This is a genomic window from Streptosporangium sp. NPDC048047, from assembly GCF_040653115.1.
GTDB lineage: Bacteria > Actinomycetota > Actinomycetes > Streptosporangiales > Streptosporangiaceae > Streptosporangium.
Genome location: NZ_JBEZNH010000010.1, coordinates 151,446 through 173,629, shown reverse-complemented (window position 1 = coordinate 173,629; position 22,184 = coordinate 151,446). Strand labels below are relative to the sequence as shown.

Genomic DNA, 22,184 nt, shown 5'->3' with positions numbered 1-22,184 from the left:
CTGCCACACTGTGGTCACCATTCGTACGGTTGCCACCCGCACCACCGCCACCACCGTGCGAGACCGACGCGCCGCCCCGGCAGCCGGCCTCGGAGCGGCCGAACAGGGAGAGCGCGTTGCCGCAGGCGTCGACCGGAGCGGTGATCGGGGCGTTGACCTGGTTGCCGCCCAGGACGCTGCCCCTGCCGGACGTCTCGCCGGGGACGCCGCCGGAACCGGAACCCGGGGTGCCCGCGGTGCCGGCGGAGGCGCCGCCCATGGAGCCCGCCCGGGACTTCCCGGCGACCGCGGCAGCGTTGCCGCTGATGTCGATCGGCAGGGTGATCGGGAGGTTGACCTGGTTGCCGCCGCCGATCGAGTGGTCGCCGGAGGTGTCCGCGAAGGCCGTACCGCTGCCGAGTGTCATGACACCCAGCGCGAGCAGTGCCGCGGGGGTCGAGCCCTTAACCCACGTACGCATGTTTGATGCTCCTTGCGGTTGTTCGGGGGGAATACCTGACGTCTCGTGGCGGACATGCGAGGCCGCGCGAGAACCTGACGGGAACGCGTGCAGCGGAAAGCCCCGACGGCCGTCACGAGGAACTGGAGATCGCCGGTCATCCGGCGTGCGGAGCGACTCCCCACCGGGGGGAGGCCATGACGCGCTCCGCGACCGATGAGCGTGTCCGGTGGGGAAACCCGGGCACGCGGGACACGGCGTCAGTCAGGAGAGAAGGAGGGGTCGTCCGCCGCTGTGCGGACGACAGGGGGAAGCACGCACGCCAGTGGGGCGCGCCGCGCCATCGGCCGCGGGTCGTAGACGAACCTCGCGACATCCCCCATGCCCGGCCCGGAGGGGCCGGAGCCACCGTTGCCCTGGGGCAGGAACCCGTCGGCACCTGAGCCGTGGTCAACGACGGCGGGAGCCGGGGACACCGGCCCGGACTGGCTGGTGAGCCCGTCCACGCCTCGCCCGGCCATCGCTTCGGCGTCACCCGACGCCGAAGGCACGCCGCTCTCCGCGGGGAAGACACCGGCCCTGACGGCCGGTCCGGAAGCGGCGGGGACGGGGGCAGGGGAACCGTCCGCTCCGGCCACCGCGGTGGTGTCCGCGGCGGCCGGAGCGGCGCCGAGAAGTCCGAAGACGACCGCGAGCAGCCATCCGGCGGCCAGCAGGCCGCCGATGGAGAGCGCTCGTCTGACGATCAGCCGGGAGCCGGCCGCGAACCGCGCCATCCGGTCATCCCGCGCGAAGACCGCGCCGTCGGCGGAGACGGCCGCGGGCACGCGCCGGGCGGCGGGCGAGAACGCCCCCCACCGCCCATACGGCACGCGTGCCACGCAGCCTCCTCGAAGCCCTGGTGGGCCTGCTTTCCGCATGGCCCGCCCCCATCAACGGAAAGCTACGTTAGCACTACGCAGTGTCATCGCAATGCTTTTCCAAGGATCGGATCAGCAGGCGTCCAGGAAACGGTCAAGGACCCGCACCCCGAACCGCAGGGAGTCGACCGGCACCCGCTCGTCCACTCCGTGGAACATCCCGGAGAAGTCCAGGTCCGCCGGGAGCTTCAGCGGCGCGAAGCCGAACCCCCGCATGCCCAGCCTGCTGAACGCCTTCAGGTCCGTGCCGCCCGACAGCGTGTACGGCACCGCCAGCGCCCCCGGGTCCTCCGCGGCCAGCGCGTCGGCCATCGCGCGCACCAGCGGCCCGTCGAACCCGGTCTCCAGGGCGATGTCGTGGTAGACGAACTCCCTGGTCACGTTGGGGCCGAGCAGCTCGTCGATCGTCTTGAAGAACTCGTCCTCGTAGCCGGGCAGGAAGCGCCCGTCCACGTGCGCGGTCGCGGTCTGCGGGATGACGTTGGCCTTGTAGCCGCCCTGCAGCATGGTCGGGTTGGCGGTGTTGCGCAGCACCGCGCCGATCATCCGGGCCAGCGGTCCGAACTTGGCCACGGTCGCCTCGGCGTCGTCGAGGTCGAGTTCCACCCCCAGCACCCGGGAGGTCTCGGTGAGGAAGGTCTCGACCGTGGGCGTGAGCCGTACCGGCCACTCGTAGCGGCCGATCCGGCCGACGGCCTCGGCCAGCTCGGTGATCGCGTTCTCGGCGCTGAGCATGGAGCCGTGACCGGCCCGGCCGCGGGCGGTCAGCCGCATCCAGGCGATGCCCTTCTCCGCCGCCTCGATGAGGTAGAGCCTGCGGTCGCCGTCGATGGAGACGCTGAACCCGCCGACCTCGCCGATCGCCTCGGTGCAGCCCTCGAACAGCTCGGGGTGCTCGTCGGACAGCCACTGCGCGCCGTACGCGCCGCCGGCCTCCTCGTCGGCGGTGAACGCCAGCACCACGTCCCGCGGCGGGCGGCGGCCCTCGCTGAGCCGCTGCCGGACGACCGCGAGGATCATCGCGTCCATGTTCTTCATGTCGACCGCGCCGCGTCCCCAGACGCAGCCGTCGGCGATCTCCCCGCTGAGCGGGTGGTGGGTCCAGTCTTCGGCGTGGAAGGGGACGACGTCGAGGTGTCCGTGCAGGAGGAGCGCGCCGCGGGAGGGGTCCTCCCCCTCGATGCGGGCGATCACGCTCGCCCGCCGGTCGTCCGACTCCAGGATCCGGGGCTCCAGCCCCACCTCGGCCAGCTTCCCGGCGACGTACTCGGCGGCGGCCCGCTCCCCGGGGCCGGTGTTGTCCCCGGTGTTGGTCGAGTCGATCCGGATCAGGTCACGACACAGCCCGGCGACCTCGTCCTCACCATTGAGCACGGTCATGTCGGCTCCTTACGCTTGGTACGGCTTGCCCTCCCCATCCTGCCGCCGCCGGGACGCCGGGGCACCACCGGGAGGGCCGCCGGACAACCGATATGACGCACGCCCAAGAGTTTGCTAACCTAAGTCCGCCGACGAGCGATGACGGTCTCTCGTGCAGGCACCACGTCCGGGTGGCGGAATAGGCAGACGCGCTAGCTTGAGGTGCTAGTGCCCTTTGCGGGGCATGGGGGTTCAAGTCCCCCCTCGGACACATTCGATGGCTCAGGAGCCCTGGTCGCTGGAAGAGCGACCAGGGTTTCGTGTTTTCCCGGGTCGTGAACCGGTCGAGGACCCGGGATGCCGTGGGTCACGGTCTTTCCGACGGGGCCCGCCGCCCGGAGCGTTTCCGGCGGCGTCCGGCGGGGCGGGCGCACCGGGAGGGGCGGCTCATGGCGGGAAGCCGCCGGCTCTCCGTCCGGTCACATCCTGAGCCGGAAGGGCAGCAGGGCGACGACCACGTCGAGGTGCTCCCGCAGCACGAGGGCCATGAAGAGGCCGCGCTGGTTGTGCAGTATCCGGTAGCGGAAATGCCTCGGCTCGATGAGAGGGATGAGGACGATCACCCGCCTGCCCGTGGCGTCCGCCGCGCGGACGTACTCCAGAACGGGATGCACCACCGTGCGGTGGGGGTTCACGATGGTCTCGAGCCGGACGCCCGGATCCCACCTCGCCCACTGTTCGCGCATGCGGTCCGCGCCCGCGGAGTCGAAGCACACCGTGACGGCGACGACCTCTCCGCCGAACGCCAGGCCCGCGCTCAGGGCCCGCTCCGTCATGGCGGTGACGGCGGCGACCGGGATGATGACCAGCTTCTCAGGGCCGGCCGTCCCGGCGGGTCCGGAGGGTTTGGCCGGTGTCCGGCGTGTCCCCAGTTCGGCGCCGACCTCGGTGTAGTAGCGCTGAATCCGGGTGAACAGCAGCATGAGCAGGGGGACGACGATGACGACGACCCAGGCGCCCTCCCGGAACTTGGAGACGAGCAGCACCAGGGCGGCGACGCAGGTGAGCAGGGCGCCGATGCCGTTGAGCACCGCGTTGCCGAGCCAGCGGGGCGGACGCAGGCGCCACCAGCGCTCGACCATGCCGACCTGGCTGATGGTGAAGCCGATGAACACCCCGATGGCGAACATCGGGATGAGTTTGTGGGTCAGTCCGCCCACCGCGATCAGCAGCACGGCGGCCAGGACCCCCACGACCGCGACGCCGTAACGGTAGACGGGGCGTTCGGTCCGCAGTGCGAACAGATGCGGCAGGCGGTCGTCACGGGCCAGCAGGCTCAGCAGGACCGGCAGGCCGCCGAAGCTGGTGTTCGCGGCCAGGGCGAGGCCGAGTGTGACCACGATATTGGTCACGTAGTACGCCCAGCCGGTCCCGTAGGAGCCGGCCACGAGCTGGGAGAGGATGGTGACCCCCTCCCGGGGCAGCACGTGGTCCCGGTGGATGAGCAGCGCCAGTCCGAGCAGCATCGAGCCGAGCAGCAGTCCGAGGATCAGCTCGGCCCGCCGTGCCCGCACGGTCCTGGGCTCGCGGAACATGGGGACGCCGTTGGCGATGGCCTCGACGCCGGTCAGCGAGGAGCAGCCGGAGGAGAACGCCTTCAGGATCAGCAGCACCCCCAGCGTCTCGGTCACGGGAACGGTCATGGGCGCTCCCACCACCGCCGCCGGACTGGAGCGGATCAGTCCGAATATCACGACGCCGACGATGCACACCACGAACAGGATGGTCGGCGCCATCAGCACCCGCGCGCTGTCGGAGATCCCGTACAGGTTGACGACCGTCAGCAGCACCAGCCCCGCCAGGCAGGTCTCCGTGAGGTACGGGGCCAGAACGGGGAAGGCCGAGGCCAGGCTGGCGGCCCCGGCCGCGAGGCTGACCGCCACGGTGAGCACATAGTCGACGATGAGCGCCGCGGCGGCCAGCATGCTCATCCGTTCGCCCAGGTTCTCCTTGGCCACCCCGTAGGAGCCGCCGCCCTGGGGATGCGCGGCGATCACCTGGCGGTAGGAGAGTACGAGCACCATGAGCAGTCCCACGATGACCAGAGTGATCGGCAGTGTGCCGCCCACCGCGAGCGCGCCGGCGCCCGCCAGGACGAGTGCGATCTCCTCGGGTCCGTAGGCGACCGAGCTGAGCGCGTCCAGCGACAGCGCGGCCAGTCCCTCCAGGCTGGTCAGATGCCGCCTGTCCCCTTCGCCGTGGCGCAGTTGGAGCCTGCGGTGGGCGGCCGGGGTCCCGGAGTCCTGGTGTTTCCACCGCGGCAGTGAGGGCATGTCACGCGGCCTTCATGCACGCCCCGGAGCCCGTCCTCCGGCCGGCCGTTCTCCTGATCGTGGGACCGGCGGCAGAGGAGGGGGCCCGGGAAGAGCATCCGTTTCCCGTCGGCACGGGCGTTCCTGGCTTTTCGCTGGTTGACATCTTCCCACTTACGTTTCGACGTCCGCCCGGATTATTTGAATTCTTCGGTGGCCTCAGTAGTGGTTAATGCCCGCATATCCGGTCAATGCCACGAATAAAATCATTGACCAGAGCATGACCTTTTATGGTTTTTGTTGATCCGAGGGTGCGGGAATCATCGCCGCAGCGCGTAGGGTCCCCGCGTCCTGTCACACCGTCGGAGTCCAAGGGGTTGGCGTCTTTGTCCTCGGCACCCGCACCACCGGATCCGGCGGAGCAGACGACCCACTCGGACAGGCCGCGAGGCCTCGACCTCCTGCGCACCGTTCCGAAGGGGGTCGCACAGGTCGATTTCCAGTCGAGTCTCTGGACCGGCCTGGTGTTCCTTGTGGCGTTGTTCGTGGGGGGCTGGCAGTTCGGTGTCTTCGGGCTGCTGGGGACGGTGGTCGCCACGCTCACCGCCTACCTGTTCGGCGTCTCCTGGCCGGACCGGGTCTCGCCGGGCCTGGAGGGCTTCTGCGGCACGCTGATCGGTGTCAGCCTGGTGCTCTATCTGGACGTCCGGTGGATGACGGTCGTGCTCGTCGTCGTCGGCGCGATCGCCGGAAGCGTGCTCACCTCGGCGCTGAGCGTGCTCCTCGCGCCGTACCGCCTGCCGACCCTCACCGCGCCCTTCTGCGTGATCACCTCCGTGATGGTGGTCGGAGGGCCGTCCTTCCACCGGATCTGGGCGGGCCACGCGGGCGCGGCCCCGCCGTCCGCCACCGCTCCCGGCATCGCGATGACCTGGAACCACTTCTGGCAGGGCACGTTCAACGGCGTCGGCCAGGTGTTCTTCCAGAACAAGTGGTACGTCGGCGTGATCTTCCTGGTCGGGCTGTTCGTCAGCGGATGGATGACCGGACTGGTGGCGTTCGTGTCCAGCCTGATCGGTCTGCTCACCGGCTGGGCGCTGGGCGCGCAGGCCGCGGACCTGGGGGCGGGACTGTACGGCTACAACTCCGTGCTGACCGGGCTCGCGCTGTTCGGCACCTTCGTCGCGGTCGCCCCGGCGAGCGCCGCCTACGCCGTGATCGGCGCGGTGTCGGCGGCGGGGCTGACGGCCGGTGTCGGCAATCTGTTCCAGGTGGTCGGAGGCCACACTCTCACCTGGCCGTTCGTACTCGTGAGCTGGGTGTTCCTCGCCGCCGTCCCGATGCTCAACAAGATCAAGCGCGCCGGGTGACCGTCGATGGCCGCGGGCGCGGAAAGGACCGTCAATGAACCTCACACCGCGAGAGATGGACAAGCTGGTCATCTTCACCGTCGCGCAGATGGCGCAGCAGCGCCGGGATCGGGGCCTGAAGCTCAACTACGCCGAGGCGGTGGCGCTGATCAGCTCGGCGATCGTGGAGGCGGCCCGGGACGGCAAGTCCGTCGCGGAGTGCATGGAGCTGGGCAAGCAGATCGTCGGACCCGACGACGTCCTACCCGGTGTGCGCGGCATGATGAAGCTGATCCAGGTGGAGGCGGTCTTCGACGACGGCACCAAGCTGGTCTCCTGCCACGACCCGGTGGGCGGGAAGTGAGGCCGGACCGTCGCAGGGTCCTGCTGGTCGGCGGGCACGAGAGCCGGGACGGCCGGTGCCTGCCCGGCCTGGTGGGGCCGGACGGTCCCGAGGTCCGCGCCGTGGGCCGCGACCTGCACGCCGCGCTCGTCGGCCGCGACCGGATCGTGGCGGTGCCGATGACGCTCGGACGGGATCCGGAACTGACGGCCGTCGCCGCGCAGACCCTGAGGTGGGTGGCTCGTGAGCGTGCGCCGGGGGACCTGCTGCTGGCCGGGCCGCTGGGCACGACCGGGCATCTGGTCGGCTGGATCAGGGGTGCGGTGACCCGGGCGCTGCGCGACGGGCCGCCGCGGCAGGCGGTGCTGCTGGTGGCGCCGGCGGCCGGGCCCGAGCCTGACGCGGAACTGTTCAGGGTGGCGCGGCTGGTGCGGCAGTACACCTCCGTGCGCTGGGTGGAGGTCGCGCTGATCGGCGGTGACCCGGACGTGGACGAGGGCGTGGAACGTTGCCTGCGGCTGGGGGCCGACGGCGTCGTGCTGGTGCCCGCCTCGTTCGTCCCGGTGGCCCCGCGGCCCGGCGTCCGGACCGCGGGGCCGCTCCTGGGGCCCGCCTCGCTCGCCACGCTGGTCCGCGAGCGGGTGGCCGAGGCGGAACACCGGTGGGACCGGTACGGCGACGACGGGCTGGCGACCGTCCACCACGGCCACGGCCACGGCCACGAACACGAACACGGCCGTGAACACGGCCATCGCGACGAGCACGACCACACAGATCGTCACCGGAACCCGTCCGTGCCGGTGACGGCGAACCTGAAGGAGGCGGCGTCCCATGTCGGATGACGTTTACATGTACGGCGAAGGGCAGATCGAGCTGAACGCCGGCCAGCCCAGGGTGACCATCACGGTCCACAACACCGGCGACCGCGCCGTTCAAGTCGGTTCCCACTTCCACTTCTTCGAGGTCAACCGGGCGCTGAGCTTCGACCGCGACCAGGCGTTCGGCAAACGCCTGGACATCCCCGCCGGGACCGCGGTCCGGTTCGAACCCGGGGACACCAAGCAGGTGACCCTGGTCGAGTACGGCGGCGGTCAGCGGCTGGTGGGCTTCGGCGGTCTCCTCAACGGCAGCGTCCGCTCCGGCGAGGCGCACCGCAAGGCGCTGAAGAGGATGCGCGAACGCGGCTACCACGACGAGCCCGGCACGTCCGGCACGTCCGAGGAGAAGCCGGCCAGGAAGTCGAAGTCCCAGAGCTCCGGGAAGAAGGGCTGAACCGCCATGGCCACGATGAGCCGCAAACAGTACGCGACGATGTACGGGCCGACGGTGGGCGACAGGCTCCATCTCGGGGACACCAACCTCATCGCCGAGGTGGAGAAGGACTACACCGAGGGGCATTACGGGGACGAGACCCAGTACGGCGGCGGCAAGACCGCCCGGGACGGGATGTCGGCCGATCCGGCCTCGGACAGCGCGGTCGCCCTGGACCTGGTGATCACCAACGCGGTGATCATCGACCCGGTGCTGGGCATCGTCAAGGGCGACATCGGCGTCAAGGACGGGAAGATCGCCGGGATCGGCAAGTCCGGCAACCCGCACACTCAGAACGGGGTCGACCGGCGCCTGATCGTCAGCGCCAGCACCGAGGTGCTCTCCGGCGAGAACCTCATCGCCACGCCCGGAGGGATCGACACGCACGTCCACTTCCTCACCCCCCAGCAGGCCCAGCACGCGCTGAGCAACGGGATCACCACGCTGGTCGGCGGCGGCACCGGCCCGGCGGACGGCTCCCGCGGCTGCACCACCACGCCCGGCCCGTGGAACATCTCCCGCATCCTCCAGGCCTACGAGGCCATCCCGATCAACATCGCGGTGTACGGCAAGGGGAACAGCAGCCTGCCGGCCCCGCTGGAGGAGCAGATCCGGGCCGGGGCGGCCGGCCTGAAGGTGCACGAGGACTGGGGCACCACCCCCGCCGTCATCGACTGCGCGCTGTCGGTCGCCGACGAGCTCGACATCCAGATCAACATCCACACCGACACGCTGAACGAGGCGGGCTACGTCGAGGACACCATCAACGCGATCAACGGCCGCACGATCCACACCTACCACTCCGAGGGCGCCGGCGGCGGGCACGCCCCCGACATCCTGCGGGTCACCGGCGAGCCCAACGTGCTCCCGGCCTCCACCAACCCGACGCTGCCGTACACCGTTGACTCGGTGGACGAACTGCTGGACATGACGATGGTCTGCCACCACCTCAGCTACGACGTGCCCGAGGACGTGGCGTTCGCCGAGAGCCGGGTGCGCGCCGAGACCATCTCGGCCGAGACCGTGCTGCACGACCTGGGCATCATCAGCATCATCGGGTCGGACTCGCAGGCGATGGGCCGGGTGGGCGAGACGTTCACCCGGGCCTTCCAGGTGGCCCACCACAACAAGGACAAGCGGGGGACGCTGCCGGAGGACTCCGCCCGCAACGACAACTTCCGGGTGCTGCGCTACCTGGCCAAGGTGACCATCAACCCGGCCCGTGCCTCCGGGATGGCGGACACGATCGGCTCTCTGGAGGACGGGAAGCTCGCCGACATCGTGCTGTGGCCGATCCACTCCTTCGGGGCCAAGCCCGCCATGGTCGTCAAGGGCGGCCTGATCAGCTGGGCCCAGATGGGCGACCCGAACGCGTCCCTGCCGACACCGCAGCCGGTCTACTACCGCCCCACGTACGGGGCCTTCGGCAGGGCGCTGTCGAGCACCTGCGTCACCTTCATGTCCGCCGCCGGGATCGAGGCGGGTGTGCCGGAGAGACTCGGGCTGCAGCGGCTGATCCGACCCGTACGGCAGTGCAGGACCGTCGACAAGCGCCACATGATCCGCAACACGACGCTCGCCCGGATCGAGGTCGACCCCGAGACCTACCGGGTGACCGTCGACGGGGAGCCCGCGCACATCGAACCGGCCAAGAAGCTGCCGCTGAACCGGCTGTACTTCCTGGCATGAGCGCGACCTCCGGCACCGGCGACCTGGACCCGCTGCTGGCCCAGTTCCAGCTCACCGACTCCGGTTTCCCCAGCGGGATGTACACGTTGTCGCACGGGCTGGAGGGGTACGTCCAGCTCCGGATCACCGGTCCGGAGAACCTGCGTGAACTGCTGACCGACCTGCTGTACAACGCCGTGGGCCCGGCGGACGCGGCGGCCCTGGTGCTGGCGCACCGCGCCGCCGGCGAGGAGGACTGGGAGCGGCTGGTCCAGGTCGACCGGCGGCTGCACGCGATCAAGCTCAACCGCGAGCAGCGGGCCGCCTCGGTGCGGACCGGCCGGCAGGTCCTCGACACGGCGGCCTTCGCCTTCCCGGTGCCGGAGGCCGCCCGGCTGGCGGAGCTGGTGGCGGAGAAGACCACACCGGGCAATCACGCGGTCGTGGTCGGCGCGCTCTACGCGGGGCTCGGAGTGCCGGTGGCACACGCGGTCGGCGCCGACCTGTACGCCTTCGCCGCGAGCTGGACGGCGGCGGCGGTTCGGCTGGGCCGTACCGACTTCCGCCGCGCGCAGGGGCTGCTGCGCGAGATCCGCCCGGATCTCGCGCGGGTCGCGCGGACGGCGCTCACCGCCGGGGATCCGCGGGACCTGCACGGCGCGGCGCCCCTCGCCGACATCGTCTCAGCCGCGCACGAGCGGGCGGAGGCCCGCCTGTTCGCCACCTGATCCGTTCGTACGTGAGAGGAACGAGATGGAGCTGGAGAAGGTCTTCAAGGTAGGGATCGGCGGCCCCGTCGGATCCGGCAAGACGGCGCTGATCGAGGCGCTGGTCCCCCACCTGCAGGCCCGGGGGCACCGCATCGGTGTGATCACCAATGACATCTACACCCAGGAGGACGCCGAGCACGTCCGCCGTACGCTGGCCGGGACGCTCGATCCCGAGCGGATCGTGGGTGTCGAGACGGGGGCCTGCCCGCACACCGCGGTCCGGGACGACCCGACCATGAACCTGGCGGCGGCGGCCGAGATGCTCGACCGCTTCCCCGATCTCGACATGCTGCTGTTCGAGAGCGGCGGAGACAACCTGACGCTCACCTTCAGCCCGGTGCTGGCCGACGTGTACATCTTCGTCCTGGACACGGCCGAGGGCGAGAAGATGCCGCGCAAGCGCGGCCCGGGCACCACGGACTCCGACCTGCTGATCATCAACAAGATCGACATCGCCCAGTACGTCCGCACCGACCTGAGGGTCATGGAACGGGACGCGCGGGCGGTGCGCGGCGCCGGTCCGGTCGCGCTGACCGACTGCCTCACCGGCACCGGGGTCCCCCAGGTCGTCGACTTCATCGAGGCACGGGCGGGAGCGGCGTGCACCTCGCCGGCGTAGGGACGGTGGACGGCTCGCGAAGAACCGGCGACCGCCTCTCCCCGGAGTGGTACCTCCCCGGCTGGGTGCCCGAACCGGTGCGGCGGCACGCCGGCGTCCCGGACATGCTGCCGGTCGGCAGCCCCGGCAAGGTCGGGATCCTCGACCTCGAGTTCGAGCGGATCGGTGACCGGACGGAGCTGACCGGCCACTACCAGAAGGCGCCGCTGCACATCACCCGGCCGCTCTACCGCGACCCCGAGAATCCGGGCCTGCCGTACGTCATGATCATGTCGTCCGGAGGCGGGGTCCTCCAGGGGGACCGCTACCGCGTCGACGTCTCCTGCGGGCCGGGAGCGGCCGTGCACCTGACCACCCAGGGCGCCACCCGGCTCTACCGGATGGAGCAGGACTACGCCACGCAGCTCGTCCGCCTCACCGTGGGGCCCGGCGGTCACCTGGAGTACCTGCCGGACAAGACGATCCCGTTCGGCGGCACGCGGTACTACCAGCGGATCGACGTCACCGCCCACCCCGACTCCACCGTCGTGCTGGGCGAGACGTTGCTGGCCGGCCGGCTCGCCCGGGGAGAACGGCACGCGTACACGGCGTACTGCGGCGACGTCGAGGTACACGACACCGCGGGTCGGCTGCTGTTCGCCGACCCGCTCCGCCTGGTGCCGGAGGAACGGGCGGTGACGGGACCGGCGGTGATGGACCGGTACGGGGTCCTGGCGTCCCTGTACGTCGTCACCGGGGCGCGACCCGCGCGGATCCTGGCCGACGCGATGCACGAGGTGCTCACCCGCACCGGATCGCGGGCCGGGGCCGGCGTCCTGCCGGGCGAGCGGGGCGCCTGGGCGCGTGTCCTCGGTGAGCGGTCGCCCGAGGTCGAGGGCGCCTTCGGGCAGGCCCTGGACACCGTCCGCGGGCTGCTGCCGGGAGCGTCCGCCCCGCGCGGACGCTGACACCGGTCCGGCGCTCTCGACGGCGAGAAGGCCTGGAGGAGACGGTGAGAAGACCTGGAGGAGGAGGCCATGGAGTCCCCGGGAAGGGCAGAGGGGCATCTGCTCCATCGTGAAAGAGCCGAGGCGTCCGTCCTGGACCGGCGCGGGGAGGGGTCGCCCCGCCATCCGGGGGTCCGGCCCGGCGCGCTCCTCGACATCGCCGTCGGAGGAGCGGTCGGGGCCCTGCTGCGTTATCTGATCACCGAGGCGATGCCCGGGGCGGAGGGAGGCTTCCCCTGGGGGACCCTCCTGGTGAACGTCCTCGGCTGCCTGTTCATGGGGGTGCTGACGACGTACCTGCTCAAGGGCCGGCCGCATGCTTTCGCCCGTCCGCTGCTGGTGACCGGCTACCTGGGCGGTTTCACCACGTTCTCCCATCTCATCGACGGGGTACACGCCCTCGGCCGCGCCGGGAGCTGGGACCTGAGCGTCGTCTACGCGGTGGTCAGCGTGGTGGGCGGCTGGATCGCGATCGTGGCGGGGCTCCGGCTCGGGGAGCTGGTGCCGCACCGCGCGGGCGGGTCCGAGGGCGGTGCGCCGTCATGATCCTCCTGCTGGTGCTCATCGGAGGGGCGTTCGGCGCCGTGCTGCGCTACATCCTCGACAGGGCGGTCAAGGCGCGGTTCGGCAAGGCGTTCCCGTGGGGGACCCTGACGGTCAACCTCCTGGGCGCGGGGATTCTGGGGGCGCTGCACGGAGCGGGCGTGGGGATCGGGGCGGAGGCCCTGGCCGGCACGGGCTTCTGCGGCGCGCTGACGACGTTCAGCACCTTCGAGCTGGAGACCGTCCACCTCCTCCAGGACGGGAAGTACGCCAGAGCGACGGCGAACGTGCTCGTCTCCCTGGTGCTCGGCTTCGCCGTCCTCGCGCTCCTGTTCACCGTGTTCCGGGCGGTGTGACGGCCGCCGGAGAGGGGGGCCCGCGCCGATCCGCGGAAGGCGTTCTCAGCGCCAGCGCTCCGCGCCGGGACGCCTGGCGGCGACGTACACGACCACGGTGCATCCGGTGAGGACGAGAACGGCCGTCCACAGCGGGGCCGCCGGGAAGAGCACCCGCCGCAGCGTGCCCGAAACCAGGGCGCCGGTCAGCAGCGCGCAGATCGAGACGAGTCTCCGGCCCTGCCTGGCGGGCACGACGGACTCGGCGAACAGTGAGGTGAGTGTGGTCGTGACGACCGTGGTGTTCAGGTCGGGCACCCTGATCCCGCGTACGATCGCGTACTCCCAGCCCAGGGAGAAGGCGAGCGTCATGATGACCGGCCATCGCGCCCGGGGATCGGCGAACCCGTACCGGGAGGCCAGGACCGAGGCGCCGCAGACCAGCACCGTCTGGACCGCGGTGCCCGCGGCCAGCAGCAGGCCGCGGTGCCGGCGCCCGGACCACGACAGGACGGCGCTGCCGCCGCCGGCCGCTCCCGCCGCGAAGGACATGAGCGACAGCGCGGAGGGCAGCGGCGTGCCGTGACCGGCCAGGCCGAGGCCGAGGATGATGACGTTCCCCGTCATGGCCGCGACGAAGATCTGGCCGAGGTCCAGGAAACTCGACGCGTCGATCATCCCGGTGGTGAAGGCGAGCGCGACGAGCACGTACGGCAGGGGCCCGTCGGGCCGGCCACCGCTCCGCGTGCCACCGGTCACGACCTCGCGCCGGCGGGTCTCATCCGATCCGCAGCTCGGTGTCGAGGCCCGCGGCCTCCTCGTGAGGGCTCGGACGGAAGGTGAACAGGACCTCCACGACCTTGCCGATGAGGTAGGTGAGCACGAAGGTGTAGCAGGCGACGGCGAGGACGGCGACGATCTGCTTGCCCAGCAGGGAGACCGAGCCGCCGTAGAAGAGACCGGCGATGGGCTTGGCGTACTTGCCGGTGGCGAAGAGCCCGAGGAGCACCACGCCGACGATGCCGCCGGCCCCGTGGATGCCGACGACGTCCAGGGTGTCGTCGTATCCGACGGTCGTCTTGACCTCCACGGCGTAGGTGCAGACGACGGCGACGACGATGCCGATGATCGTCGCGCCGAAGAGGTTGACGTACCCGCAGGCCGGGGTGATGGCCACCAGGCCGGCGAGCGCGCCGGTCGTGCCGCCCAGCCTGGAGAACCGCCCGAACCGGACCCGTTCGAACAGCATCCAGACCAGCATCGCGACGCAGCCGCACATCATGGTGTTGACCACCGCGTTCGCCGCCAGGGCGCCGTCCGTCAGGGCCGATCCGCCGTTGAACCCGAACCAGCCGAACCACAGCAGCCCCATGCCCGCCATGACCAGCGGGATGTTCTTCGGTTCCGGGGGCCCCTCCCTGCGGAAGGACAGGCTCGGCCCGAGCACCAGCGCCAGCGCCAGGCCCGCGATCCCGGAGTTGAGCTCGACGACCAGGCCGCCGGCGAAGTCCAGCACCCCCCACCTGTTGAGCCAGCCGTCCTTGGAGAACACCCAGTGGGCGACCGGCAGGTAGACCAGGGTCACCCAGACCGCGCCGAAGACCATCCAGGGCCCGAGCCTGACGCGGTTGGCGACCGAACCGCTGACCAGCGCGAGCGTGATGATGGCGAAGACGAGCTGGAAGAGCGAGAAGACGTACATCGGGATGACGCCCCGCAGGACCGACGGAGTCGTCTTGAAGAACTCCCACTCGCCCCAGCCGATCAGGCCGAGTCCTCCCACGTCGTCACCGAACGCCAGGCCGAACCCGTAGACGAACCAGATGACGGTCACCACTGCGATCGAGACGAAGCTCATGTACAGGACGCTGACGAGATTCTTCGCCCGCGTCATCCCGCCGTAGAAGAGGGCGAGTCCGGGGGTCATGAGCAGCACCATGGCGAAGCTGACGAGCACCCATGCGGAATCACCGGTATTCAGCCCATATTTCATGCCCAAGCTCCTGGTTTCCGTCAACACCATTAGACATGGTCATTCAATGAACACGTGAAACATTTTCCTGAAGCACCGCAAACAAAGCTTCATCCATCGGGGCTTTACCCTTCCCGATATTCCCGAATGCTTTATCCCGCTTTCTCCAGAAAAAAGGGGTTTTCACCCCGGGGGGCCCGTGGTTCCACCGTCAGGAGGGCGGTGCGGGCCGGGCGGAGGCGGAGGCCGCGGCGAGGCGGACGAGTTCGGCGGCGGCGCCGGAGAGGCGCGTCCGCCTGCGCCAGACCGCCAGCAGCGGCCGCCGCAGGTCGAAGCCCTCGACGGGGACCTCGACCAGCCGTCCCTCGCGGAGTTCGGCCGCGACGGCGAGCGCGCTGAGCACGGCCGGGGCGGCCCCGGCCTCCACCGCCACCTTCACCGCGGCGTTGGACGACAGCTCCAGGGCGGGCGGAACGGTGACCCGTCCGGCCATGACGCGGTCGAGGGCGGAGCGGGTGCCCGAGCCCGGCTCGCGCACCACCAGCGGGGTGGCGGCCAGGTCGGCGAAACGCAGGCGGACCGGGTGGCGCGCCCACGGATGGCGGGGTCCCACGACCACGATGAGGCGGTCGTAGGCGACGTACCGGGTGCTCAACCCCTGCGGCAGGAACGGCGACTCGATGAAGCCCACGTCGATCTCACCGTCCCGCGCCAGTCCGCAGACCATGTCCGAGTTGACCACGCGCGGCCTCACCTCGACGCCGGGAAGGGTACGGCGGAGCGCGGCCAGCCAGCCCGGCATGAGGTATTCGGCGATCGTCATGCTCGCCGCCACCCGCACGAGCGCGTCGCGTTCCCGGCGCAGGGTCCGCACGCTCGCCAGCAGGCCGTCCGCCGCGGCCAGTGCCGTCCGGGCCTGGTCGGCGACGATCCGGCCCTGCGGGGTGAGGCGGGAGCCGGTGGTCGAGCGGCGCAGCAGGGGCAGGCCCAGTTCCCGCTCCAGGGTGTCGAGCCGGCGACTGGCGGACGCCTGGGTGATGCCGTGCAGCCTGGCCGCCTTGCCGAGGCTGCCCTGCTCGGCGACGAGGAGCAGGAGTTCGAGGCTCGCCAGGTCGGGCCAGCGCGTGTTGCTCATGCGGTCACCGTATGACCTACTACGAAATCGGTGGCTACCGGGCCGATCGTGCACCTGGCAGAAATGCTGGCATGACCCCGTCCACCGTGCCGGCGCCGGCCACCGGCGTCCGCTCCCTCCTGCCAGGGCTCGTCGTGTCGGCCGCCGGTGTCGCGGCGGCCACCGGGGTCAACGCCCTCCTGCCCGCCGTGAGCCCGCTGATGGCGGCGGTCGTGCTCGGCGCCCTCATGGCGAACCTCGGAGCGCGCCCGGCGGCCCTGCGGCCCGGTCTCTCGTTCGCCTCCAGGCGGTTGCTCCGGCTCGGCGTCGTGCTCCTCGGCGCGCAGCTCGCCGTACGGGACGTCCTCGCCCTCGGGCTGCCGGTGGTGCTGCTGGTGGTGGCGACGGTGGCCGTCACCTTCTCCGGCACCTGGTGGCTCGGACGCCGGCTCGGGCTGGGCCGCGACCTCTCGCTGCTGACGGCCACCGGCTTCTCCATCTGCGGCGCGGCCGCGGTCGCCGCGATGAACGGGGTGACCGACGGCGACGAGGAGGACGTCGTGACCGCGGTCGCCCTGGTCACCCTGTTCGGCTCCCTCTGCATCGTCGCCCTCCCGCTGGCCCAGGGGTTCCTCCGCCTTCCCGCGGAGGGCTTCGGCGTCTGGAGCGGGGCGAGCGTGCACGAGGTGGCTCAGGTGGTCGCCACGGCGCAGACGGCCGGTACGGCGGCGCTCGCGACGGCCGTGGTCGTCAAGCTCACCCGGGTCGTGCTGCTGGCCCCGCTGATCGCCGGCGTCGGCGTCCTGCGCCGCCGTACGGCCGGGCCCCAGGCCGGCGGGAAGCCGCCCGTCGTTCCCCTCTTCGTGGCGGGTTTCCTCGGGATGGTCGCGCTGCGCAGCCTCGGCGCCCTGCCGGCCGCCTGGCTGGAGCCGCTCAGGACGGCCGAGACCCTGTTATTCACCGCCGCGTTGTTCGCCATGGGAGCCGCGGTCGACCTGCGGGCGCTGACGCGCACCGGCCGCCGGGCCGTCGTGCTCGGCGCGCTGTCGACGGCCCTCGTCTCGCTGGTGGCGCTGGGCGGCGTGCTGGTCCTCACGCCCGGGGGATGACCGGCCCGGTCACGCGGCCGCGCCGCCGGCGCCGTTCCCGGCGGCTCTGTGACGCGCGGGTACGGATGGCGGCGGCTTCGCCGGGGCTCCTCTCGACGGTGCGCCGGGCGTCTGGTCCCAGATGGCCATGATGGGTGTCGTGGTCCGCCATCCGGTGTTGACGCGGCGGACTGCGGACGGTTCGGTGTCGTCGGGCGCGACCTCGGTGAGGCCGCCGGACAGGCGGTGCTCGGGCCTGGTCAGGAACACCCGCCATCGAGGCCGGGCCGATGCCGCGAGCAGGGTCAGCAGCGATGTTCCTGTGATCCACCAGTGCGCGTTCACAGCGACTCCCTTCGTCGCCGGCCGTCCCGGATCCGGTCGCCGGCGGATGAGGCTCTTGCCGTCGGTCGCCTCGGGCGTTCCGGGGAACGCCGAGGCCGGGGGATTGACGACGGCCCAGACCTCGGACGCCGGAGGGATCTCCCTCGGGAGTTCCCCGGCCGGCGTCGTCGTCCCGGGTCAGGGCCGGGTCGCCCCGCCCCGCGCTCGCCGTTTCCACGGCTCGGGGAGCGCGGGGCGGGGCCGGGTGAGCGGCTGCGGCCCCTCGTCGCAGCCGCTCTGGTCACCGCGGGTGCCCGTATCTCACCGCTCGCGCCCGGCGGTGGGATACGGGCACGCCCGGATCAACGCCCCGGTGGCGCGGAAGGGCCGCGCCGGGACGCCGCCGGGGTGAGTGAACCCGGCGTCTCCGGGCGGATCCCGCCTGCTCCGCAGGCCGTGCCGTTCCGGGGGTGATCCGGCGCCGCCCGGCGCTCACGCGCCGAGGTTCGCGAGCACCGGAGGGCGGGCGGCGACGTCATCGGGAGGTGTCAGCGCCGGCCGCCACCACCGCCGTGCCAGCCGCCGGGCATGCCACCACCGGGCTGGCCGCCGCCCCCGCCGGGCGTGCCGCCACCGGGCATGCCACCACCCGGCTGTCCACCGCCCCCGCCGGGCGTGCCGCCGCCAGGCTGGCCACCGCCAGGCAGGCCACCACCGCCGTGCTGGCCTCCGCCGCCGCCCCAGTTGCCGCCGCCCCAGTTGCCGTGACCCCAGCTGGGGTTGTAGCGGTGACCGGGCAGGCCGTACCAGCGGCCGGGCATGCCGACGGGCTGGTCGCACCAGGAGCCGGGCAGCGGGTACTGGCGGCCCGCCACGATGTAGACCGGCCGGTTCAGGCCCGATCCGCAGCTCGGGCTGACGTAGACCCCGCCGTTGAGCACGTACTGGCAGCTCGGCAGCGTGTAGGAGCGGCCGGCCACGACGTACTGGTGGACGTTCTCGGTGTACTGGTAACCGCGCGGGCCGTACCACTGGCCGGGCAGGCCGACGGGCTGATCGCACCAGTCGCCGGGCAGGGCGTACTGGCGGCCCGCCACGATGTAGACCGGCTGGCTCTGCGCCGATCCGCAGCTCGGGCTGACGTAGACCCCGCCGTTGACGACGTACTGGCAGCTCGGCAGCGTGTAGGAGCGGCCGTTGAGGATGTACTCGTGGGCGCCCCGGCCGTGCCAGTTCCCGGTGAAGCCGCCGCCTCTGAACCCGCCCCAGTTCCACGAGCCCCCCGGGGAGGGGCTGCTGGTCGTGCGGGCGGCCGTGACCGCCGCGTCGGCCGGCAGGACGGCCAGCGCCGCCGGGGCGACCGTCGCGATCGCGGACGCGGCGAGGAGACCGGTGATGAGCTTTCTCTTCATCGTCAAGGGACGATTCCTTTCGTGAGTTCGGCGGAAGCCCTCGGGCTCCGCCTGGACCGACGTGATGCCGAACACGTCTCTCCGGAGCCGGGCGGTGCCGGCGAGCCGGGAGGCGTCCCCCCGTCGAGACGGTGTGCGACCCGCGCTCCCGCGGTGATGACCGCTCGGGAGACCCGGGATGTGAACCCGTTCGGTCGGACACGTCCGGGACGAAGGTCACGACCCCTCCTTGTCAGCAGATTTTGCTGACACTCGGGTGTCGAACAGATCGAGAGTCCGCACCCCCGCTGCTGACGCGACCGCTTCCGCCGTGGCACGGCGGCACGTGCCCCGCCTGAGCAGGCCGTCGATGCACTGCCTGCTGAGAGCCGCGCGGTGGGCGAACTCGGTCACGCTGCCGGCCCGCTCTCCGCACATCAGGGCGCGCAGGAGCGTCGCGCTCCGCAAGCGCATCTGCGGCTTACCCGCCATCGCCAACCTCTCCGACGGATCGTTGCGTCATCAGATTTTGCTGACAACTCGTCTGTGCGTCGCACTGTAATCCGGGTGACGAGAGGGGCGCAGGGGAACTGAAAAATTTCACTCCGGACACCTCGGCCCCACGCGCACACCACCCGCCCATCTCGTTGACGGGCGCCACTCCCGAGGTTTGCAAAAGTTCGCTACCTGTCGTCAGGATCCAGCGGGCATCATGAGGGCGATCACTGTGAAGAGAGCCGAGGAGCTGACAACCAAATGCCGTCATGGCGCGTGACAGGAGATCCGTCCCCCACTCCGCTGAGCGACCGCATCCGCGATCACGTCAAGGACAAGGACCTCAGCATCCGCGCGCTCGCCTTACGGTCGGTGGATCCGGGAACCGGACAGCACCTCACCGCGCAGTGGATAACCGACGTGCTCAGCGGCCGAGTGCCCCGAATGCCCGACCTGTGGCGGCTGAACGCCCTGGCGACGGGCCTCGGCCTCGACGCGGACAGCGTGAAGGGGATGGCGATCACCCAGTGGATCGGCTGGGAGATCGCCGACATACCGGCCGGAGCGGGAGAACGCCTCATCTTCCGCGTGCCCAGCGACTACACCCCGGAGCAGTGCGCCCGCCTCGCCGAGAGCCTCGCCAGAGCGATCTCCTCCGCGGACGCCAACCAGGAGGAAACATAGCTTTCCCAATACACCACCGTCACTACGGTCGGATAGGCCAAACTTTCTGCGACTGGACCGGTCCAAAAGCCGAACAGGTGCTCAGGAAACAGTCCGACAGAAAGGCTACGGTGGATGTCTCTTCCGTCCCGGCCGTCATCACCATCGGTGGAGTACCGCCGCGCCCCCCTGCCGGACGGCTCCCCCGGAGTCATCGTCCACACGCCCCTGAGACACCGGATCGTCGCCTACGTCGACGAGGGCCGGTTCGACCCCGAGTTAGCGGTCCCCATGAACGAGGTCAGCACGATGGTGCTGAACCTGCTCGAACCGGTGGAGGGGACCCGCCCCACACCGGCGGTCCGCGTCCGCGTCCGGCGGAGCGGGGACCTCGCGGGCGAGCTCGTGGTGGCCGAGATCATGCCGGACGCCGTCACCGTAGGGGTTGAGAAGTCCCTCATGTCGGAGGATCTGGCCGCCTTCCTGAGCGAGGCGGGCACCCGGATCTCCCGCGGCTTCGTCCGCCGGGTGACGTGATCGCCCCGCTCGCCCCGCGCCGGGTGACGTGATCGACCCGCTCGCCCCGCGCCGCGGGACCATCGGCCTCGTGACGCCGGATCGTCCGGCCGGCCCACCGGAGAGGCGCGGTTCGGGATCCCCGGCGACAGGGGCCCGCACCCCTCCGGCCGAACGCACCGGGCGGGCCCCTGCTTGTCAACAAAAGCTGCTGACAAGCAGGGGGTTGAAAAGGCGCGGGCCCTCAGATCCGGTCACCCGCGGGCGAATCCCCGATCAGCAGCACAGACCGGTGTAGTACGGGAGAGTGCAGCCACCCCCGACGACGACCGTGCTGCCCCAGTAACCGCCGATCGGCGCGCCCCAGTAACCGCCCCACGGGCGGACGAATCCACCCCACGGGCGGATGAAACCGCCACCGGGGTGGATGAAGCCACCCCCGGGACCGCCCCACCCGGGGCCGCCGGCCGTGAAGCCCGCCTGGGCGAGAACGGCCGGACGGGCCGGGACGGCGACGGACGCCGAAGCGGCGACCGGCGCCGCGACGGCGAGCGCGGCACAGACGGAACCGGCCAGAAGGAGCCGGCGGATCACAGTCATATGACCTCCTGTCCATTCACGATCACGCTCTGTGACCAGCGCCAGGTTACCGAATCACTGATCATGGAGCTGGACGGGAGCCGGTCAACGGACGGCAATCAATGACGGCGGCACGGGGAGGCGCCAGGGGCCCCCGCCCGTGGCGGGGGGCCCGGGGCCGTGCGGCGGGCGCCGTCCGGGCGCGCATACCATGCAGCGGTGGAGGTTCTGGAGCCGGAGGAGTGGCGGGCGCGGGCGGCGGCCTACGAGCGGCGCGTCGAGGCATGGGTGGCGCCGCACCTGGCGCGCAGGTCGCGGGGCGAGGCGCACCCGGTCGAGGACTTCCTGTTCACCTACTACGGGCACCGGCCCGGACGGCTGCGCCGCTGGCACCCGGGCGCGGACGTCCTGCTCAGGGGCGCGCGCGACCTCGGCCCCGACTACGTCGACACCCCCGAGGGGGCGACGCTCGACGTGGCGGCGCTGATGGGCCGGCGCGGCTCCTCCGTCGAGTGGACCGCGCAGCTGCTGTCCGCCACCGCGTCGCGGCCGGCGTTCCTCGGCTGCTTCGGCCTGCACGAGTGGGCGATGGTCTACCGGGCGGAGGAGGTACGGCACGGCGCCTGGCCGCTGCGGCTGCCCGGGGAGGAGATCGCGCGGATCGTGGAGCAGCGCGGGGTGCGGTGCAGTCACTACGACGCGTTCCGCTTCTTCACCCCCGAGGCCCGTCCGCTGAACGCGTTGCAGCCGACGCGGGAGCGGCAGCCGGAGCTGGAGCAGCCGGGCTGCCTGCACGCCAACATGGACCTGTACAAGTGGTCCTACAAGCTGTCGCCGCTGGTCTGCGGGGAGCTGGTCGCCGACTGCTTCGAGCTGGCCCGTGACGTGCGCGCCGTGGACATGCGTGCCAGCCCGTACGACCTGGGCCGGCTGGGCTACCGGCCCATCCGGATCGAGACGGCCGAGGGGCGGGCCGAGTACGCCGCCGAGCAGCGGGGGTTCGCCGAGCGGGCCCGGCCGCTGCGCCGCCGGCTGCTGGACGCCTGCGAGCGGCTGCTGTCCGGCGCCGGCCGTACCTGACTCCTCCG

Annotated in this window: 24 protein-coding genes, 1 tRNA gene and 1 pseudogene; 15 read left to right on the top strand and 11 right to left on the bottom strand. The window is 71.3% G+C overall.

Annotated features, from left to right (window positions below; translation table 11 throughout):
• The 3 genes from AB0D67_RS12070 to AB0D67_RS12060 all read right to left on the bottom strand — a co-directional run.
• Nucleotides 1-460, bottom strand: a 460-nt coding sequence (locus AB0D67_RS12070) for a chaplin family protein (RefSeq protein ID WP_362932746.1), incomplete at its 3' end; no start/stop codon positions are given.
• A gap of 239 nt (nucleotides 461-699) precedes the next feature.
• Nucleotides 700-1,320, bottom strand: a complete 621-nt coding sequence (locus tag AB0D67_RS12065; protein ID WP_362932744.1) for a hypothetical protein — start codon at nucleotides 1,318-1,320, stop codon at nucleotides 700-702.
• Between the two features lie 111 nt (nucleotides 1,321-1,431).
• Nucleotides 1,432-2,739, bottom strand: coding sequence for a M20/M25/M40 family metallo-hydrolase (locus tag AB0D67_RS12060; protein ID WP_362932742.1), 1,308 nt, complete (start codon nucleotides 2,737-2,739; stop codon nucleotides 1,432-1,434).
• A 164-nt stretch (nucleotides 2,740-2,903) separates the two neighbouring features.
• Between AB0D67_RS12060 and AB0D67_RS12055 the strand changes: the two genes are divergently transcribed.
• Nucleotides 2,904-2,989, top strand: a tRNA-Leu gene (locus tag AB0D67_RS12055).
• 208 nt (nucleotides 2,990-3,197) lie between these two features.
• Here the strand turns inward: AB0D67_RS12055 and AB0D67_RS12050 are convergent.
• The gene (locus tag AB0D67_RS12050) at nucleotides 3,198-5,051 is read right to left on the bottom strand and encodes an APC family permease (protein WP_362932740.1); all 1,854 of its coding nucleotides are present in this window, start codon (nucleotides 5,049-5,051) and stop codon (nucleotides 3,198-3,200) included.
• Between the two features lie 440 nt (nucleotides 5,052-5,491).
• Between AB0D67_RS12050 and AB0D67_RS12045 the strand changes: the two genes are divergently transcribed.
• The 10 genes and pseudogenes from AB0D67_RS12045 (at nucleotide 5,492) to crcB (ending at nucleotide 12,975) form a co-directional block, all read left to right on the top strand.
• On the top strand, nucleotides 5,492-6,400 hold the full coding sequence (locus AB0D67_RS12045) for an urea transporter (protein ID WP_362932835.1): 909 nt from the start codon (nucleotides 5,492-5,494) through the stop codon (nucleotides 6,398-6,400).
• Nucleotides 6,401-6,434: 34 nt separating this feature from the next.
• A complete protein-coding gene (locus AB0D67_RS12040; RefSeq protein ID WP_362932738.1) occupies nucleotides 6,435-6,743 on the top strand; it encodes an urease subunit gamma in 309 nt (102 codons plus the stop codon).
• Complete coding sequence (locus tag AB0D67_RS12035; protein WP_362932736.1) at nucleotides 6,740-7,564, top strand: hypothetical protein; 825 nt, start codon at nucleotides 6,740-6,742, stop codon at nucleotides 7,562-7,564. The genes AB0D67_RS12040 and AB0D67_RS12035 overlap by 4 nt, the downstream gene beginning before the upstream one ends.
• Nucleotides 7,554-7,856 (top strand): annotated as a pseudogene (gene ureB / locus AB0D67_RS12030) (urease subunit beta); the annotation flags it as partial. The gene AB0D67_RS12035 and the pseudogene ureB, both read left to right, overlap by 11 nt.
• Before the next feature lie 144 nt (nucleotides 7,857-8,000).
• Complete coding sequence (gene ureC, locus AB0D67_RS12025; protein WP_362932734.1) at nucleotides 8,001-9,722, top strand: urease subunit alpha; 1,722 nt, start codon at nucleotides 8,001-8,003, stop codon at nucleotides 9,720-9,722.
• Complete coding sequence (locus tag AB0D67_RS12020) at nucleotides 9,719-10,429, top strand: urease accessory UreF family protein (RefSeq protein ID WP_362932732.1); 711 nt, start codon at nucleotides 9,719-9,721, stop codon at nucleotides 10,427-10,429. The genes ureC and AB0D67_RS12020 overlap by 4 nt, the downstream gene beginning before the upstream one ends.
• Before the next feature lie 25 nt (nucleotides 10,430-10,454).
• Nucleotides 10,455-11,090, top strand: coding sequence for an urease accessory protein UreG (ureG, locus tag AB0D67_RS12015; protein WP_362932730.1), 636 nt, complete (start codon nucleotides 10,455-10,457; stop codon nucleotides 11,088-11,090).
• Nucleotides 11,091-11,095: 5 nt separating this feature from the next.
• Nucleotides 11,096-12,037: an urease accessory protein UreD gene (locus tag AB0D67_RS12010; protein ID WP_362932728.1), complete on the top strand. Its 942-nt coding sequence runs from the start codon at nucleotides 11,096-11,098 to the stop codon at nucleotides 12,035-12,037.
• 69 nt (nucleotides 12,038-12,106) lie between these two features.
• Nucleotides 12,107-12,622 carry a CrcB family protein gene (locus tag AB0D67_RS12005; RefSeq protein WP_362932726.1) on the top strand — a complete coding sequence of 172 codons (516 nt, stop codon included), beginning with the start codon at nucleotides 12,107-12,109 and terminating at the stop codon, nucleotides 12,620-12,622.
• A complete protein-coding gene (crcB, locus tag AB0D67_RS12000) occupies nucleotides 12,619-12,975 on the top strand; it encodes a fluoride efflux transporter CrcB (protein ID WP_362932724.1) in 357 nt (118 codons plus the stop codon). The genes AB0D67_RS12005 and crcB overlap by 4 nt, the downstream gene beginning before the upstream one ends.
• Before the next feature lie 45 nt (nucleotides 12,976-13,020).
• Here the strand turns inward: crcB and AB0D67_RS11995 are convergent, their stop codons facing one another.
• The 3 genes from AB0D67_RS11995 to AB0D67_RS11985 form a co-directional block, all read right to left on the bottom strand.
• A complete protein-coding gene (locus AB0D67_RS11995; protein WP_362932722.1) occupies nucleotides 13,021-13,713 on the bottom strand; it encodes a YoaK family protein in 693 nt (230 codons plus the stop codon).
• Between the two features lie 19 nt (nucleotides 13,714-13,732).
• A complete protein-coding gene (locus tag AB0D67_RS11990) occupies nucleotides 13,733-14,947 on the bottom strand; it encodes an ammonium transporter (RefSeq protein WP_362932721.1) in 1,215 nt (404 codons plus the stop codon).
• 190 nt (nucleotides 14,948-15,137) lie between these two features.
• Nucleotides 15,138-16,061, bottom strand: a complete 924-nt coding sequence (locus tag AB0D67_RS11985; protein ID WP_362932719.1) for a LysR family transcriptional regulator — start codon at nucleotides 16,059-16,061, stop codon at nucleotides 15,138-15,140.
• Nucleotides 16,062-16,132: 71 nt separating this feature from the next.
• On the opposite strand from AB0D67_RS11985, the gene AB0D67_RS11980 reads away from it, so the two are divergent.
• Entirely contained in the window at nucleotides 16,133-17,149 is a 1,017-nt protein-coding gene (locus AB0D67_RS11980; protein WP_362932717.1) for a putative sulfate exporter family transporter, read from the top strand.
• Nucleotides 17,150-17,158: 9 nt separating this feature from the next.
• Here AB0D67_RS11980 and AB0D67_RS11975 read toward each other — a convergent pair whose 3' ends face one another.
• The 3 genes from AB0D67_RS11975 to AB0D67_RS11965 form a co-directional block, all read right to left on the bottom strand.
• A complete protein-coding gene (locus AB0D67_RS11975) occupies nucleotides 17,159-17,473 on the bottom strand; it encodes a hypothetical protein (protein WP_362932715.1) in 315 nt (104 codons plus the stop codon).
• 527 nt (nucleotides 17,474-18,000) lie between these two features.
• Entirely contained in the window at nucleotides 18,001-18,870 is an 870-nt protein-coding gene (locus AB0D67_RS11970) for a hypothetical protein (protein ID WP_362932713.1), read from the bottom strand.
• 210 nt (nucleotides 18,871-19,080) lie between these two features.
• Nucleotides 19,081-19,317, bottom strand: a complete 237-nt coding sequence (locus tag AB0D67_RS11965) for a hypothetical protein (protein WP_362932712.1) — start codon at nucleotides 19,315-19,317, stop codon at nucleotides 19,081-19,083.
• A 282-nt stretch (nucleotides 19,318-19,599) separates the two neighbouring features.
• Between AB0D67_RS11965 and AB0D67_RS11960 the strand changes: the two genes are divergently transcribed.
• Together AB0D67_RS11960 and AB0D67_RS11955 are read left to right on the top strand one after the other, a co-directional pair.
• Entirely contained in the window at nucleotides 19,600-20,022 is a 423-nt protein-coding gene (locus AB0D67_RS11960; RefSeq protein WP_362932710.1) for a hypothetical protein, read from the top strand.
• A gap of 147 nt (nucleotides 20,023-20,169) precedes the next feature.
• Nucleotides 20,170-20,538: a hypothetical protein gene (locus AB0D67_RS11955; protein ID WP_362932708.1), complete on the top strand. Its 369-nt coding sequence runs from the start codon at nucleotides 20,170-20,172 to the stop codon at nucleotides 20,536-20,538.
• A 255-nt stretch (nucleotides 20,539-20,793) separates the two neighbouring features.
• Here AB0D67_RS11955 and AB0D67_RS11950 read toward each other — a convergent pair whose 3' ends face one another.
• The gene (locus AB0D67_RS11950; protein ID WP_362932706.1) at nucleotides 20,794-21,117 is read right to left on the bottom strand and encodes a hypothetical protein; all 324 of its coding nucleotides are present in this window, start codon (nucleotides 21,115-21,117) and stop codon (nucleotides 20,794-20,796) included.
• 198 nt (nucleotides 21,118-21,315) lie between these two features.
• Here AB0D67_RS11950 and AB0D67_RS11945 point away from each other — a divergent pair, with 198 nt between their 5' ends.
• On the top strand, nucleotides 21,316-22,176 hold the full coding sequence (locus tag AB0D67_RS11945; RefSeq protein ID WP_362932704.1) for a 3-methyladenine DNA glycosylase: 861 nt from the start codon (nucleotides 21,316-21,318) through the stop codon (nucleotides 22,174-22,176).
• Nucleotides 22,177-22,184 lie beyond the last annotated feature (8 nt).

Coding starts and splice junctions, on each gene's coding strand:
- AB0D67_RS12020 (WP_362932732.1), top strand. CDS start 9,719: ATGAGCGCGACCTCCGGCACCGGCGACCTGGACCCGCTGCTGGCCCAG.
- AB0D67_RS11980 (WP_362932717.1), top strand. CDS start 16,133: ATGACCCCGTCCACCGTGCCGGCGCCGGCCACCGGCGTCCGCTCCCTC.
- ureG (WP_362932730.1), top strand. CDS start 10,455: ATGGAGCTGGAGAAGGTCTTCAAGGTAGGGATCGGCGGCCCCGTCGGA.
- AB0D67_RS11990 (WP_362932721.1), bottom strand. CDS start 14,947: ATGAAATATGGGCTGAATACCGGTGATTCCGCATGGGTGCTCGTCAGC.
- AB0D67_RS12050 (WP_362932740.1), bottom strand. CDS start 5,051: ATGCCCTCACTGCCGCGGTGGAAACACCAGGACTCCGGGACCCCGGCC.
- AB0D67_RS11965 (WP_362932712.1), bottom strand. CDS start 19,317: ATGCGCTTGCGGAGCGCGACGCTCCTGCGCGCCCTGATGTGCGGAGAG.
- AB0D67_RS12040 (WP_362932738.1), top strand. CDS start 6,435: ATGAACCTCACACCGCGAGAGATGGACAAGCTGGTCATCTTCACCGTC.
- AB0D67_RS12060 (WP_362932742.1), bottom strand. CDS start 2,739: ATGACCGTGCTCAATGGTGAGGACGAGGTCGCCGGGCTGTGTCGTGAC.
- crcB (WP_362932724.1), top strand. CDS start 12,619: ATGATCCTCCTGCTGGTGCTCATCGGAGGGGCGTTCGGCGCCGTGCTG.
- AB0D67_RS11960 (WP_362932710.1), top strand. CDS start 19,600: ATGCCGTCATGGCGCGTGACAGGAGATCCGTCCCCCACTCCGCTGAGC.
- AB0D67_RS11985 (WP_362932719.1), bottom strand. CDS start 16,061: ATGAGCAACACGCGCTGGCCCGACCTGGCGAGCCTCGAACTCCTGCTC.
- AB0D67_RS12005 (WP_362932726.1), top strand. CDS start 12,107: ATGGAGTCCCCGGGAAGGGCAGAGGGGCATCTGCTCCATCGTGAAAGA.
- ureC (WP_362932734.1), top strand. CDS start 8,001: ATGGCCACGATGAGCCGCAAACAGTACGCGACGATGTACGGGCCGACG.
- AB0D67_RS11950 (WP_362932706.1), bottom strand. CDS start 21,117: ATGACTGTGATCCGCCGGCTCCTTCTGGCCGGTTCCGTCTGTGCCGCG.